Source organism: Streptomyces sp. NPDC058674, assembly GCF_042716505.1.
Taxonomy (GTDB): Bacteria; Actinomycetota; Actinomycetes; order Streptomycetales; family Streptomycetaceae; genus Streptomyces.
The window spans coordinates 61,392-75,963 of the sequence record NZ_JBHXSC010000031.1; the positions used below are offsets into that span (position 1 = coordinate 61,392).

A 14,572-nucleotide genomic window follows, 5' to 3' on the forward strand; every position below is an offset into this window, starting at 1 on the left:
GCCTTGTGCAGCTCAGGGGCAGGAAGCGGGCCACCGCGGCCGCGGTGGCCGTGATCGGGACGCTGCTGGGCGGCGCCGTCGCCAGCGCGCCGCCCGGGGTCTTCACGACGCCGTCCGCACCGGACCGGCAGCCCGGCGCCGGGGCCGGGGCCGCCTCAGGGGCTGTCTCCGGGGCCGCCGCGGGCTCCGCTCCCGCGGCCGCCTTCGCGGCCGCCCCCGCACCCCTGTCCGATCCCGGCGCCGAGCCGCGTCGCACGCCGGCCGAGGGGCCCGCCGTGTGGCCCCGGCCGCAGTCCATGGCCGCCGATCCGGCGCGCGAGGTGCCGCTGGGCGCGGAGGCCGTGCTGGTGGTCCCGTCGGGCGCGGACGCGTACGCGGTCCAGGTCGTGCGGGAGGCCCTGCGCGCGGCGGGCGTGCGCACCGTGCACGAGCGGGCTCCCGGGGCGCCGCTGCCCGAACACGGCGCCGTCGTACGGCTCCAGGGCGCGGACGCGGAGGAGGCGCTGCGGGAGCTCGGCGCGGCCGGGGTCGGCGACCTGCCGGACGGCGGCTACCGGCTGGCCGTGGGGCGGTCCGGCGGGCGGGACACGGTCGCCCTGGCGGGCGTCGGCGACGCGGGGCTGTTCCACGCGGCGCAGACCCTGCGCCAACTGCTGCGCGCGGGCGGGCAGAAGGTGCCGGGGGTACTGGTCCGCGACTGGCCGATCGCCCCCGTGCGCGGGATCACGGAGGGCTTCTACGGGCAGCCCTGGACGCAGCAGCAGCGCCTGGCCCAGCTGGACTTCATGGGCCGCACCAAGCAGAACCGGCTGCTGCTCGCCCCGGGCGACGACCCGTACCGGACGACGGACTGGCGCCGGGAGTACCCGCAGGCGCAGCAGGAGGAGTTCCGCGCGCTGGCCGTGCGGGCCCGCGCCAACCGGGTCGTCCTGGGCTGGGCGGTCACCCCCGGCCAGTCGATGTGCCTGTCCTCGGCGGCCGACCGGGCGGCGCTCGCCCGCAAGGTGGACGCCATGTGGGAGCTCGGCTTCCGGGCGTTCCAGGTGCAGTTCCAGGACGTCAGCTACACCGAGTGGGGCTGCTCGGCGGACCGCGAGCGGTACGGGAGGGGCCCCGCGGCGGCGGCGCGGGCGCACGCGGAGGTCGCGGGCGGGCTGGCGGAACACCTCGCCGCACGCCATCCGGGGGCGGCGCCCCTGTCGTTGCTGCCCACCGAGTTCTACCAGGAGGGCGCCACCGCCTACCGGACGGCCCTGGCGGGGGCGCTGGACCGCCGGGTCGAGGTCGCCTGGACGGGGGTGGGCGTCGTGCCCCGCACCATCACGGGCCGGGAGTTGTCCGCGGTCCGCTCCGCGCTGGGGAGCCGCCCGCTGGTCACCATGGACAACTACCCGGTGAACGACTGGCAGCCGGGCCGGATCTTCCTCGGCCCGTACACGGGACGCGAACCGGTGGTGGCGGGCGGCTCGGCCGCGCTGCTGTCCAACGCCATGCCGCAGGGCACCCTGTCCCGGATCCCGCTCTTCACGGCGGCGGACTTCGCCTGGAACCCTCGGGGCTACCGGGCCGGCGAGTCCTGGGCGGCGGCGGTGCGCGAGCTGGCGGGCCCCGACCCCCGCACCCGCGAGGCGGTGGCCGCGCTGGCCGGGAACACCGCGTCCTCGGGCCTGAAGCAGGAGGAGTCGGCGTACCTGAAGCCGCTGGTCGAGCAGTTCTGGCGGGCCCGCGCCGCGGGCGATCCGGCGGCCGGGGCGGAGCTGCGCAGGGCGTTCACCGTGCTGCGCGAGGCCCCGGCGCGGCTTCCGGCGCTGACGGGCGAGGCGGGGCCCTGGCTGGAGCGGCTCGCGCGCTACGGAACGGCGGGCGAGCTGGCGGTGGACGTCCTGCAGGCCCAGGCCCGTGGCGACGGGGCGGCTTCCTGGACGGCCTCCCGGGCCCTGGCGGACGCCCGCGGGGCGCTGGCGGAGCCGGGGGCGTCCCGCGTGGACCAGGCCGTGCTGGAACCCTTCCTGGCGAAGGCCGCGGCGGAGGCGGACGCCTGGACGGGGGCGGCCCGCACGACGGGCACCGTGACGAAGGACACGGACAGCTGGACGGTACGGCTGGACGCCGCGCGTCCGGTGGCGGCGGTGACGGTGATGACGGACCCCCTCCCGGCGGGCGTGCGGGGCGCCGCGGTGGAGGTCCACGTACCGGGCGAGGGCTGGCGCAAGGTGGGCGAGGCCGGGGCCGCGGGCTGGACCCAGGTGGACACCGCGGGCCTGCCCGCCGACGCGGTGCGGCTCTCCTGGGCCGGACCCGCCCCGGTGGTGCACCGGGTGGTGCCCTGGTTCGGGGACGGACCGCAGGCCCGGTTCGAGCTGGCGGACGGCGCGGTCGCCGACGCCGAGATAGGCGGGGCCCCGCAGCGGGTCACCGCCGAGCTGTCCGCCCTGGGCGCCGGAGAGGCCCGCGGGGCCCTGACGGCGCAGCCCCCCGCGGGCATCGGGGTCCGCCTTCCGCAGGGGCCGGTCGTCGCCCCGCGCGGCGCGCGGGTGTCGGTACCGCTGGAGGTCGTCGTGGCGCCCGGCACCCCGCCGGGCAGCCACCGGGTCCCGGTGTCCTTCAACGGGGAGACCCGCGTCCTGACCGTACGGGCCGTGGTCCGCACCGGCGGCCCGGACCTGCTGCGCACCGCACGGGCGAGCTCCTCGGCCGACGAGACCGCCGGCTTCCCGGCGGCGGCGGCCGTGGACGGCTCCCCCGCCACCCGCTGGTCCTCCCCGGCGGTGGACGGCGCGTGGTGGCAGGCGGAGCTGTCGGCGCCGGCCCGGGTGGGCCGGCTGGAGCTGCACTGGCAGGAGGCCCACCCGGCGTCCTACCGGGTGGAGACCTCCCCGGACGGCCGCGTCTGGCAGCCGGCCGTCACGGTGCGCGGCTCGCGCGGCGGTCGCGAGACCCTGCGCCTGGACGCCCCCGGGACCCGCTTCCTGCGCGTCACGTGCGAGACCCGGGCGACCCGCTTCGGTTGCAGCCTCTGGTCGGCGGAGGCCTTCGCGGCCCAGCCCTGACCCGCGCTCGCAGGGGCTTCGGTTCCCGGCGCTACGACGCCGCGGCCCCGATGCCGATGCGCTCCAGCGCGTCCTCGGCCCCGTACGGCTGGAGGTACGGCATCCACCGGGGGTCCCGGTGGCCCGTGCCGATGATGCGCCAGGCCAGGCCCGAGGGCGGGGCCGGCTGGTGGCGCAGCCGCCAGCCCAGTTCCAGCAGGTGCCGGTCGGCCTTGACGTGGTTGCAGCGGCGGCATGCGGCGACGACGTTGTCCCACGCGTGCCGGCCGCCCCGGCTGCGCGGGATGACGTGGTCGACGCTGGTGGCGACGGCCCCGCAGTACATGCAGCGGCCGCCGTCGCGGGCGAACAGCGCGCGGCGGGTGAGCGGAACGGGCCCCCGGTAGGGGACCCGCACGAAGCGCTTGAGCCGGACCACGCTGGGAGCGGGGACGGCTCGCGTCGCGCTGTGCAGATAGGCGCCGGATTCCTCCAGGGAGACCGCTTTGTTCTCCAGGACGAGGACGAGCGCGCGGCGGAGCGGTACGACGCCGAGCGGCTCGTACGACGCGTTGAGGACCAGGACGTGCGGCACGGACTGCCTCCTTGTACGCCGGCGGCGCGTGGCTCGCGCCGGGACGATCTGCTCTCCAGTCTCTCCTTATGGCTGGTCGAAGCGCCACCACGCGCCCGCAACGGGTCCGAGGTGTTTTCAACCACACCCGCGTCATCCCCGGGTGAGTCCGGTCTCTCCCTCGAACAGCGGGCCGGACGGCGGGCCGTGCCCCGTTAGTGTGGTTGGTCTGCCCGCATTCCGTTCCGCGGGCAGGCCGCGATACCTGGAGGTTCCCGCCGTGCCCTGGCCCGCCGCCCTGCTGCCGCTCGCAGCAGACACCCCGGACACGTCCACGACGCTCAGGGAGACACACCAGAGCGTCACCGAGGCCGCGAGCTTCATCGAGGAGAACTGGGCCGACTGGCTGTACCTCGGCCTGAGAATCCTCCTGATCATCGTGATCGCGGGCGTGCTGCGCTCGGCGGTCCGCAAGTCGCTGACCAAGCTGATAACCCGGATGAACCGCGGCGCCGAGGCCATGGAGGGCATGGCGCTCGGCGGGCTGCTGGTCAACGCGGAGCGGCGGCGCCAGCGTTCCGAGGCGATCGGATCGGTGCTGCGGTCGGTGGCCTCGTTCCTGATCCTCGGCACGGCCGGGCTGATGGTGCTCGGGGCGCTCCAGATCAACCTGGGGCCGCTGCTGGCGAGCGCCGGTGTGGCCGGCGTCGCGATCGGCTTCGGCGCGCGGAACCTGGTGACGGACTTCCTGTCCGGCGTCTTCATGATCCTGGAGGACCAGTACGGCGTCGGGGACAAGATCGACGCGGGCGTGGCCTCCGGCGAGGTCATCGAGGTCGGGTTGCGCGTGACGAAGCTGCGCGGGGAGAACGGCGAGATCTGGTACGTCCGCAACGGCGAGATCAAGCGGATCGGCAACCTCAGCCAGGGGTGGGCGACGGCGGGCGTCGACGTGCAGGTCAGGCCGACGGAGAGCCTGACGCACATCCGCGAGGTGGTCCAGGAGGTCGCGGACGCCCTCGCGAAGGACACCCCGTGGGACGAGCGCCTGTGGGGCCCGGTGGAGGTGCTGGGCCTGGACGAGGTGCTGCTGGCCTCGATGACGGTGAAGGTGTCGGCGAAGACCATGCCGGGCCAGCAGTTCGCCGTGGAGCGGGAGCTGCGCTGGCGGATCAAGGAGGCCTTCGACGCGGCGGGCATCCGGATCGTCGGCGGGCTGCCGGCCGACGACGAGGAGGAGGCGGCGGCCGACCCGTCGGCCGCGGTCGCCGCGCCCTCCGCGCTGGCCAACCCGACCTCGCCGCAGTCACTGGCGGCCGCGCCGATCCCGGGGCCGGGCGCCCCGAGGATCACCAAGTAGCGCCGCTCCCCGCGCCGGGCCGCCGCCCGGCTCCGCTTCCCCGATCCGCCGCCCCGCAGGACGTTTCCTGCGGGGCGGCGGCATTGACACGGGGCTCACACCGACAGGAAACTTACCTAACAGTTCATCTCGGTGAGGGAGAGACCGCGCATGCCCGCCGCCACGCCCGGAACGCCCGGCCTCCTGCGCGCCATGAACGACCGGGCCGCCCTGGAGCTCCTGCTCGCGCACGGCCCGCTCTCCCGGACCCGGATCGGACACCTGACCGGCCTGTCCAAGCCCACGGCCTCGCAGCTGCTGGCCCGCCTGGAGGCCGCCGGGCTGGTCGTGGCCACCGGCACCGACGGCGGCCGACCCGGCCCCAGCGCCCAGCTGTACGCCGTCAACCCCCGCGCCGCGTACGTCGGCGGCCTGGACGTCACCCCGGGACGGGTGCTGGCCGCCGTCGCCGACCTCACCGGCACCGTGGTCGGCAGCCACGAGGTCCCCTACGCCGAGGGCACCGCCGTCGTCGACCAGGTCCGCGAGGCCCTCGGGGGCGCCGTCGAGGCCGCCGGACTGCACCGCTCGGACCTGCACCGGGTGGTCATCGCCACCCCGGGCGCCTTCGACCCGCAGACCGGCCGGCTCCGCTACGCCGGCCACCTCCCCGGCTGGCACTCCCCCACCCTCCTCGACGACCTGGCGACGGCCCTGCCGATGCCCGTCGAGTACGAGAACGACGTCAACCTCGCCGCCGTCGCCGAACAGCGCCTCGGCGCTGCCCGCGGCCACGAGGACTTCGTCCTGCTGTGGAACGAGGAGGGACTCGGCGCCGCCCTCGTGCTCGGCGGGCGGCTGCACCGCGGCTGGACCGGCGGCGCCGGCGAGGTGGGCTTCCTGCCCGTGCCCGGCCACCCCCTGGTCCGGCAGGTCACCCGGGTCAACTCCGGCGGCTACCAGCAGCTGGCCGGCGTCCAGGCCCTGCCCCTGCTCGCCGCGGAGCTCGGCGTGCCGGGAGCCGCGGCCGAACCCGCGCCCGAGCCCCGGCCCGGGGGCCCCTACAGCCCACAGGTCGCCGCCGCGGCCGCGCTGCTCGCCCGGGCCGCCGCCACGCCCGAAGGGCCGTACCTGGACCTCCTGCGCGCCTACGCCACCGGCCTGGCCACCGGCCTGGCCTCGCTGGTCGCCGTGCTCGACCCGGAGATCGTCGTGCTGTCCGGGGCCGGGATCACGGCCGGCGGCGAGCCGCTGCGGGAGCTGCTGGAGTCCGAGCTCGCCGAACTGGCCCCGTCCCGGCCCCGCCTGGTCACCGCAGAGGTGCGGGAGCGGCCGGTGCTGCGCGGCGCCCTGGAGAACGCCCTGGCCGCCACGCGCGACGAGGTGTTCGACACCTCCCGCTGACCCCGCGTCGAACCGGGGCCGACTCGAGGCCTCGCGCTGTTCCGGTTCCTGTCCGCCTGGAACGACTGCTTCGGCCCCCGGACCTACGCCCCCGGACAACCCGTCCGCCTGGACGCCCGGTTGCGGGCCGGAGTCCTTCAAGGGCGGCCCCCCGCACCCACGGGAACCCGACCACGGCCGCGACCGTACTGGTCACGGCCCCGGTGACCGTCCTCTTCTTCTTCGCCCGGAAGGCGTTCGTCGGGGGAGTCACCCTGACCGGAGTGAAAGGCTAGTGACCATGAAACTCGCAGTGGTGGGCGGCGGTTCCACCTACACCCCCGAACTCGTCGACGGCTTCGCCCGGCTGCGCGACAGCCTGCCGGTCTCCGAGCTGGTGCTGATCGATCCGGCCGCCGAGCGGCTGGAGCTGATCGGCGGCCTCGCCCGGCGGATCTTCGCCCGGCAGGGGCATCCGGCGCGCGTCACCACCACCTCCGACCTCGACGCGGGGGTGGAGGGCGCCGACGCGGTCCTCGTCCAGCTGCGCGTCGGCGGCCAGGCCGCCCGCCTCCAGGACGAGACCTGGCCCCTGGAGTTCGGCTGCGTCGGCCAGGAGACCACGGGCGCGGGCGGGCTCGCCAAGGCGCTGCGGACCGTCCCGGTGGTCCTCGACATCGCCGAACGGGTCCGCCGGACCAGCCCGGACGCCTGGATCATCGACTTCACCAACCCGGTCGGGATCGTCACCCGGGCCCTGCTCCGGGCCGGACACAAGGCCGTCGGCCTGTGCAACGTCGCCATCGGCTTCCAGCGCAAGTTCGCGGCCCTGCTGGACCTCGCGCCCGCCGACATCCACCTGGACCACGTGGGGCTCAACCACCTCACCTGGGAGCTGGGCGTCCGCCGGGGCGGCCCGGACGGCGAGGACCTGCTGCCGGGCCTCCTCGCGGCGCACGGCGACGCCATCGCCGGGGACCTCCACCTGCCGCGCGCGGTGCTGGACCGGCTCGGGGTCGTGCCCTCGTACTACCTGCGCTACTTCTACGCGCACGACGAGGTCGTGCGGGAGCTCGGCTCCAAGCCCTCGCGGGCCGCCGAGGTCGCCGCCATGGAGCGGGAGCTGCTCGCCCTGTACGGGGACCCCGCGCTCGACGAGAAGCCCGCGCTGCTCGCCCGACGGGGCGGGGCCTTCTACTCGGAGGCCGCCGTGGACCTGGCGGCCTCGCTGCTGGGCGGCGGCGCGGCCACCGTGCAGGTGGTCAACACCCGCAACGGCGGCACCCTGCCGTTCCTCCCGGACGACGCGGTGATCGAGGTGCAGGCCCGGGTGGACGGCTCCGGCCCGGTGCCCCTGCCCGTGCGCCGGCTGGACCCCTTGTACGCGGGGCTCGTCTCGCACGTGACGGCGTACGAGGACCTCGCGCTGGACGCCGCGCTGCGAGGCGGCCGCGAGCGGGTGTTCAAGGCCCTGCTCGCGCATCCGCTCGTCGGCCGGTTCGACCGGGCCGAAGGCCTGACGGACCGCCTCCTCGCGCACAACAAGGAGCACCTGGCGTGGCTGTGACCCTCGACGCGGTACTGGCGATCGACGCGGGCAACAGCAAGACGGACGTGGCGGTCGTCGCACCGGACGGCTCGGTCACCGCGACCGGCCGGGCCGGGGGCTTCCAGCCGTCCCGGACGGGGGTCGCCGCGGCCGTCGACGTACTGGCGGAGGCGATGGCCGCCGCCGGGATCCGCCCCGAGGGGGAGGCCGGGCCCCGCGTCGAGCACGTGTCGGCCTGCCTGGCCAACGCCGACTTCCCGGTGGAGGAGCGGGACATGGCCCGCGAGATCCGGCGCCGCGGCTGGGGCCGCCGCACGGTCGTGCACAACGACACCTTCGCGCTGCTGCGCGCCGGGCTCCCCCCGGGCGCCGAGCCGTGCGGCGTCGCCGTGGTGTGCGGTGCGGGCATCAACTGCGCGGGCATGACCCCGGACGGGCGGACCGCACGCTTCCCCGCGATCGGACGCGTCTCCGGCGACTGGGGCGGCGGGGGCGGACTGGCCGACGAGGCCCTGTGGTTCGCGGCCCGCGCCGAGGACGGCCGGGGCGCGCTGACGGAGCTGGCCCGCGCGGTGCCGGCGCACTTCGGCCGCCCCTCGATGCACGCGCTGATCGAGGACCTGCACCTCGGGCGCGTCCCGTCCGGACGGCGCCACGAGCTGGCGCCACTGCTGTTCTCGGTGGCGGCGGCGGGCGACCCGGTGGCGCTGGCACTGGTGCACCGGCAGGCAGACGAGGTCGTCTCCATGGCGTCGGTGGCACTGGCCCGGCTCGGCCTGCTGGACCGGGAGGTCCCCGTGGTCCTCGGCGGCAGCGTGCTCGCCGCCGGTCACGCGCAGTTGAACGACCGGATCGCCGCGGGCCTCGCCGAACGGGCCCCGCGGGCCCTGGTCTCGGTGGTCACCGCCCGTCCGGTCCTGGGCGCCGCGCTGCTCGGACTGGACGCCCTGGGCTGCGCGCCCTTCGCCCACAGCAAAGTCCGTGCCCATTTCGGGTGAACCCGCCCCGCGGGGCCGCGGGTCTGGAACCGTGGCGGTCGTACGGGCGTATTGACGGTGAAGGGGCGACGGGGGGCGCCTCTCGGGGCGTTGTCGCCCAAGATCGAGCACCGGTGCCGTGGCCGACCGTCACTAAGGCCATACTGCTGCGCAGGCTCCCGGCCACAGCCGGGGACCGCAGACCGAGGGGGAGGTCACGGTGGCCATCACGACACGCGCGCCCGCGCCGCCGGGCGGTGGCGCCGTGCCGCCCGGCGTGCCGCCGGGGCGGGGTACCGCCTGGGCGGAGGGGGTGGAGCGGCTGCGCGCGGCCGCGACGACCGAACCGGGCCGGCTGCGCATCATCGGTGCGGCGGTCGCCGCCCTGATCGTGCTGTTCGGCGCGGTGAGCGTGTGGGAGATCTCCGGCCGGTCCACCGCCGCCGACGACGTGGTCGGCCGGAGCCAGCCCCTGAGCGCGGACGCGGCGAGCATCTACCGCTCCCTCGCGGACGCCGACACCACCTCGTCCAGCGGATTCCTCCTGGGCGGACAGGAGCCCCGCGAGGTCCGCGAGCGGTACGAGAAGGACATCGCCAACGCCTCCAGGCTGCTGGTCGGCGCGGCCGCCAACACGCGGGCGGACGAGGACTCCCGCGCGCAGATCACCCTTCTGGGCGAGCAGTTGCCCCGCTACACCGGGCTGATCGAGCAGGCGCGCGCCACCAACCGGCAGGGCCTGCCCCTGGGCGGCGCCTACCTGCGCTACGCCAACGAGCAGATGACCACCCAGCTGCTCCCCGCCGCCCAGCGGCTCTACGAGGCGGAGACCGGGCGGCTCTACGCGGACTACGACGACGCCCGGTCCTGGCCGGCGGCCTCGATCGGCACCGGGCTGCTCGCGCTCGCCGCGCTGGTGTGGGTGCAGCGGCGCGACTACCGGCGGACCAACAGGGTCTTCAACCACGGGCTGGTGGCCGCGACGGCCGCGACGATGGTGGTGCTGCTGTGGCTGGCCGTGGGGCACACGGTCGCCCGGTCGGCGCTGAGCCAGGCGCGGACGGACGGCCAGGAGTCGCTGAAGGTGCTCAACGACGCCCGGATCGCCTCGCTCCAGGCGCGGGCCGGGGAGAACCTCACGCTCGTCGCCCGGGGCGCCGTACTCGCCGAGGACAAGAAGTCCGACAAGTACGACGTGGACTTCACGAACAACATGAAGCAGCTGGACAGCGGACTGGAAGCGGCGCGGGCACTGGCCGACGACACGGCGGGCCGGGAGCCCCTGGCCCGGGCCGCGGAAGGCGTCGCGCAGTGGAAGCAGCGGCACGCGGCGGCCCGGGAGTCGGACCTCAAGGGGGACTACGGCTCCGCGCGCGACCAGGTCGTCGGGGACGACGAGCACAAGGAGAGCAGCGGCGCCGCCTTCGACACAGTCGACGCCTCGCTGGCACAGGCGGTCGCCCACGAGCAGCAGGAGTTCACCCGGGCCGCCCGGGACGGGCTCGGCGCCCTGGGCGGTTTGATGACGGGCGCGGCGGCCCTGGCGGTCGTCGGCGCGGCGGCGGCGCTGCTCGGTGTCGGGCGCAGGCTTTCGGAGTACAGGTGAGAGCGATGCGGATACGAGGTGAGCGGTCCCCCGAAGGCCGGGAGGCCCGCGAGGGCGCGGCGCCCGAGGCGGCCGTGGTGCGGGAGCGCGCGGCCGGCCCGCGCCCGGCCGCGCGCCGGCTGCGCGGATGGGGCGGGGTCAGTGCGATGGCCGCCGCCTGCGCGGTGACGGCGGCGGCCGTGCTGCTGCCCCTGGCCCAGGCGGCGCCGGATGCCGGACGGCGGCCCGCGGTCCGCGGGCCCGCCGCGGTGGCGGGGGCTCCCGCGGCCCCGGCCGACACCTGCCAGAACCCGGAGGCGAGCCTGCGCCCCTCCGCCGTGGACGGGGCGGCCATCGCCCGGATCAAGGCGGCGGGAAAGCTGGTCGCGGGCGTGGACCAGAACAGCTTCCGCTGGGGGTACCTCAACCAGGCGCGCGAAGGCCGCCTCGACGGCTTCGACATCGACCTGGTCAGGGCCGTGGCCAAGGACATCCTGGGCGACCCGGACGCGGTGATCTACCGGGCCATCCCCACCAGCCAGCGCGTTCCCGCACTCCAGGAGGGCCGGGTCGACATCGTCGTACGCACGATGACGATCAACTGCAAGCGGCTGGAGGACGTGGCCTTCTCCACGGCCTACTTCGAGGCCGGGCAGCAGGTGCTCGCCCCCAAGGGCTCGCCGATCACCGGGTACGACGCCTCGCTGAAGGACAAGCGGGTCTGCTTCGCGGCCGGCTCCACCGCGGAGGCGACGCTGAAGGCGCAGTCCTACGGCTCGGTGCCGGTCACCGTGCCCAACCAGCTGGACTGCCTGGTCCGGCTGCAGCTCGGCGAGGTGGACGGCATCGTCACGGACAACGCGCTCGCGGCGGGTCAGGCCGCGCAGGACCCGTCGGTGCAGCTGGTCGGCTCGCCGTTCACCCGCGAGTTCTACGGGGTGGCGATGAACAAGGACGCCTCCGACCTCGTGCGCCGGGTCAACAAGGTGCTGGAGGACTACCGCGCGGGCGGCGCCTCGAGCCCGTGGATGACCTCCTACGGTGTGCACCTCAGGGCGGTGCTGCCCAACGTCGGCGGACCGCCCGAGCCCAAGTACCGGGACGGCTGAGGCGGGTGGCGGAGTCGCGGGCATGGGCGCGGTCGGGCGGCGCGGAGTCGGGGGAGGCGGGATCGGCAGTGATGGACCGGGACGGCGTCGACCGGGCACTGGCCCGGCTGGGCGCGGAGCACGAGGCCGTGGAGACCTCGCTGCTGGCCCTCCAGGACCACGCGGGCCGACGGCTGCTGGAGGGGGCCGCGCTGACCGGGGTCACCAAGGAGCGCTGGGCCGGGGCCGACGCGGACATCACCCGGCTGTGGACGTACTTCGACGCCTACAGCGGGGCGCTGACCGCCGCCCGGGAGATCCGGGAGCGGCGCCGCTGGCCCGGTCGTGAGGACCTGGCCGAGCTGACCGAGCGGCTGCGCGGACCGGGCGTGCTGATCGCCGGGGCCGCGCAGGGGGGCTCCGCGCTGGCGGAGCGGCTCTCGCTGGCCGAGCTGGTGGCCCGGATGAACGAGCTGTACGCGCGCTCGCTGGACGTGGTGGTGGCCGCCGATGCGGTGTGGTCGGCGCTGCCCGCCCGGATCGACCTGCTCGCGGCCGAGCTGCACCGCGTCCGCTCGCTGGCCCACTCGGTGGGGGTGCGCCCCGGTGAGCACCCCGCGGGCGACGACCTGGAGGACATCACGGCCGAGCTGGCCGACCTGCGGGCCCGGGTGATCGAGGACCCGCTGGCGTTCTGGCAGCCGGCCGCGGGCAGTTCCGCGCCCGGCGGCGGCCGTCCGGACACCGGGCGCTACGACCGGGCCGCGCTCGCGCTGGAGGACGTACGCCGCGAGGTCGAGGCCGTGCTGGACGTCCGGCAGGACGCCGAGCAGCGGCTGATCAGCCTGCGGGACGTGCTGTCGCGGGCCGACCGGACCCTGGCGGAGGCGCGGACCGCGCGCGGCGAGGTGCTGGCGAAGATCGCCGCGTCCGAGGTGCCGGCGGTGAGCGGGCCGCCGACGGCGCTGCAGGAGCAGCTCGCGGCGGCGGCCGAGCACCGGCGGCGCTCGCGCTGGCACCGGCTCTCCCCCCTCCTGGAATCCCTGGAGGAGCGGGCCGAGGAGGAACTGCGCCGGGCCCGCGAGTCGTTGACGGCGGTGACGGCTCCGCTGGCGGTCCGCGCCGAGCTGCGCGGACGCCTCGACGCGTACAGGGCCAAGGTGGCCCGGCACGGCATGGCGGAGGACCCCGTGCTGATCGAGCGGTACGACACGGCCCGGCGGATGCTGTGGAGCGCCCCCTGCGACCTGCGGGCCGCCGAGCAGGCCGTCCTGCGCTACCAGCAGGCGGCCGCCGAGGCACTGGCACCCCAGCAGCCCCAGCAACCGCACCCGCCACGTCCACCACACCCGCCACGCCCACCACAGCAACCACAGCCGGATCAGCACTGGCCCGACGGGCCGGGGAAGGAGGACGCATGAGCCTGACCGGAACCACCTGCGTTCGCCCCGACTGCCCGGGGGCGTACGAGGACATGGGCGGCGGGGAGCTGTACTGCGACACCTGCGGGCTCGCGCCGGTCGGCGCGGTGGCCGCGGGTGCGGACGAACTGGTGTCCCCGCCGACGGGCATGACCAGCGCCGCGAGGGGCTCGCTCGGCTCCGGCGGGTCCCGGGGCTCCATGGGCTCCCAGGGCTCGCACGGATCGGCGCGGTCCTCGGCCTCGGCGCGGTCCTCGCGCTCCTCGTCGTCGCGCCGCTCGGTGTCGGGGCGGCTGTCGCGCTCCCTCCCGGGGAGCGCCTCCACCCGCTCGGTGTCGGTGCGCAGTTCGGGCTCGGCCTCCTCGGCCTCGGGGCGCGGGCGGCTCGGGGCCGGCCTGGTCACCATGCCTGAAGTCCCCCGCCCCGACCCCTCGGCGGCGGTGCTGGAGAACCCGGAGGTGCCGGAGCGCAAGCGGTTCTGCTCCCGCTCGGACTGCGGCGCCCCGGTGGGGCGCTCGCGCGGTGAGCGGCCGGGGCGGACGGAGGGCTTCTGCACCAAGTGCGGGCACCCGTACTCCTTCGTGCCCAAGCTGCGCGAGGGCGACGTCGTGCACGGCCAGTACGAGGTCGCGGGCTGCCTCGCGCACGGCGGCCTCGGCTGGGTGTACCTGGCGGTGGACCGGGCGGTCTCCAGCCGGTGGGTGGTCCTCAAGGGCCTCCTGGACACCGGGGACCAGGACGCGATGGAGGCCGCGATCTCCGAGCGGCGCTTCCTCGCGGAGATCGAGCACTCCAACATCGTGCGGATCTACAACTTCGTGGAGCACCTCGACCAGCGGACCGGTTCGCTGGACGGGTACATCGTCATGGAGTACGTCGGCGGCAAGTCGCTGAAGGAGATCGCCAACGAGCGGCGCAGACCGGACGGGCGGCGCGACCCGCTCCCGGTCGAGCAGGCGTGCGCGTACGGCATCGAGGCCTTGGAGGCCCTCGGCCACCTGCACAGCAGGAACCTCCTGTACTGCGACTTCAAGGTGGACAACGCGATCCAGCAGCAGGACCAGCTGAAGCTGATCGACATGGGCGCCGTCCGGCGGATGGACGACGAGGAATCGGCAATCTACGGCACGGTGGGCTACCAGGCGCCGGAGGTCGCGGAGGCGGGGCCCTCGGTCGCCTCCGACCTGTACACGGTGGCGCGGACGCTGGCGGTCCTGACCTTCGACTTCCAGGGCTACACCAACGTGTTCGCGGACTCGCTGCCCGACCCGGAGCACATCGAGGTGTTCGCGCGGTACGAGTCCTTCTACCGGCTGCTGGTCCGGGCGACCGATCCGGACCCGGGGCGGCGGTTCGCGTCCGCGCAGGAGATGGCGGACCAGCTGACGGGCGTGCTGCGGGAGGTGGTCGCGATCCAGACCGGCCGCCCGCGGCCCCAGTTGTCGACGCTGTTCGGACCGGAGCTCCGGGTGCCGGACACCCAGCTCTTCGCGGACGAACCGGGCCTGGAGGTCTCCCGCCTGGGTGCACGGCCGGTCGCCGCACCGCGTGGCGGGCTGTTCGGGCCGCGCGGGCGCGGCGCGCGCACGGCCGCCGCGCCCGCGGTGGCCCCGGCGGCGGCCGGCGC

10 protein-coding genes and 1 pseudogene are annotated in these 14,572 nt (G+C 75.7%); 10 read left to right on the plus strand and 1 reads right to left on the minus strand.

Translation table 11 applies throughout. The features are described from left to right. Positions 1–5: 5 nt before the first annotated feature. Complete coding sequence (locus ACFWU6_RS18095; RefSeq protein WP_383981874.1) at positions 6–3,050, plus strand: beta-N-acetylglucosaminidase domain-containing protein; 3,045 nt, start codon at positions 6–8, stop codon at positions 3,048–3,050. 31 nt (positions 3,051–3,081) lie between these two features. Here ACFWU6_RS18095 and ACFWU6_RS18100 read toward each other — a convergent pair whose 3' ends face one another. After that, positions 3,082–3,624, minus strand: coding sequence for an HNH endonuclease (locus ACFWU6_RS18100; protein ID WP_383801922.1), 543 nt, complete (start codon positions 3,622–3,624; stop codon positions 3,082–3,084). Between the two features lie 259 nt (positions 3,625–3,883). Between ACFWU6_RS18100 and ACFWU6_RS18105 the strand changes: the two genes are divergently transcribed. The 9 genes and pseudogenes from ACFWU6_RS18105 to ACFWU6_RS18145 all read left to right on the plus strand — a co-directional run. Continuing rightward, complete coding sequence (locus ACFWU6_RS18105; protein WP_383981876.1) at positions 3,884–4,963, plus strand: mechanosensitive ion channel family protein; 1,080 nt, start codon at positions 3,884–3,886, stop codon at positions 4,961–4,963. Between the two features lie 150 nt (positions 4,964–5,113). Then, the gene (locus ACFWU6_RS18110) at positions 5,114–6,346 is read left to right on the plus strand and encodes an ROK family transcriptional regulator (RefSeq protein WP_383981878.1); all 1,233 of its coding nucleotides are present in this window, start codon (positions 5,114–5,116) and stop codon (positions 6,344–6,346) included. Continuing rightward, a pseudogene (locus ACFWU6_RS18115) lies at positions 6,347–6,621 on the plus strand (carbohydrate ABC transporter permease); the annotation flags it as partial. It lies immediately after the preceding gene. Between the two features lie 5 nt (positions 6,622–6,626). After that, positions 6,627–7,892, plus strand: a complete 1,266-nt coding sequence (locus ACFWU6_RS18120; RefSeq protein WP_383801930.1) for a 6-phospho-beta-glucosidase — start codon at positions 6,627–6,629, stop codon at positions 7,890–7,892. Beyond that, positions 7,883–8,872, plus strand: a complete 990-nt coding sequence (locus ACFWU6_RS18125; protein WP_383981880.1) for an N-acetylglucosamine kinase — start codon at positions 7,883–7,885, stop codon at positions 8,870–8,872. The genes ACFWU6_RS18120 and ACFWU6_RS18125 overlap by 10 nt, the downstream gene beginning before the upstream one ends. 205 nt (positions 8,873–9,077) lie before the next feature. Then, positions 9,078–10,457, plus strand: a complete 1,380-nt coding sequence (locus ACFWU6_RS18130) for a hypothetical protein (protein ID WP_383801938.1) — start codon at positions 9,078–9,080, stop codon at positions 10,455–10,457. Between the two features lie 146 nt (positions 10,458–10,603). After that, entirely contained in the window at positions 10,604–11,545 is a 942-nt protein-coding gene (locus ACFWU6_RS18135; protein WP_383981884.1) for a glutamate ABC transporter substrate-binding protein, read from the plus strand. Positions 11,546–11,616: 71 nt separating this feature from the next. Continuing rightward, positions 11,617–12,945 carry a hypothetical protein gene (locus ACFWU6_RS18140; protein ID WP_383801933.1) on the plus strand — a complete coding sequence of 443 codons (1,329 nt, stop codon included), beginning with the start codon at positions 11,617–11,619 and terminating at the stop codon, positions 12,943–12,945. After that, positions 12,942–14,572, plus strand: a 1,631-nt coding sequence (locus ACFWU6_RS18145) for a serine/threonine protein kinase (RefSeq protein ID WP_383981881.1), incomplete at its 3' end; no start/stop codon positions are given. The genes ACFWU6_RS18140 and ACFWU6_RS18145, both read left to right, overlap by 4 nt.

What these genes read in the sequence shown, in the direction of transcription:
- ACFWU6_RS18110 (WP_383981878.1), top strand. Translation starts at nt 5,114, where the DNA reads ATGCCCGCCGCCACGCCCGGAACGCCCGGCCTCCTGCGCGCCATGAAC.
- ACFWU6_RS18120 (WP_383801930.1), top strand. Translation starts at nt 6,627, where the DNA reads ATGAAACTCGCAGTGGTGGGCGGCGGTTCCACCTACACCCCCGAACTC.
- ACFWU6_RS18135 (WP_383981884.1), top strand. Translation starts at nt 10,604, where the DNA reads ATGGCCGCCGCCTGCGCGGTGACGGCGGCGGCCGTGCTGCTGCCCCTG.
- ACFWU6_RS18140 (WP_383801933.1), top strand. Translation starts at nt 11,617, where the DNA reads ATGGACCGGGACGGCGTCGACCGGGCACTGGCCCGGCTGGGCGCGGAG.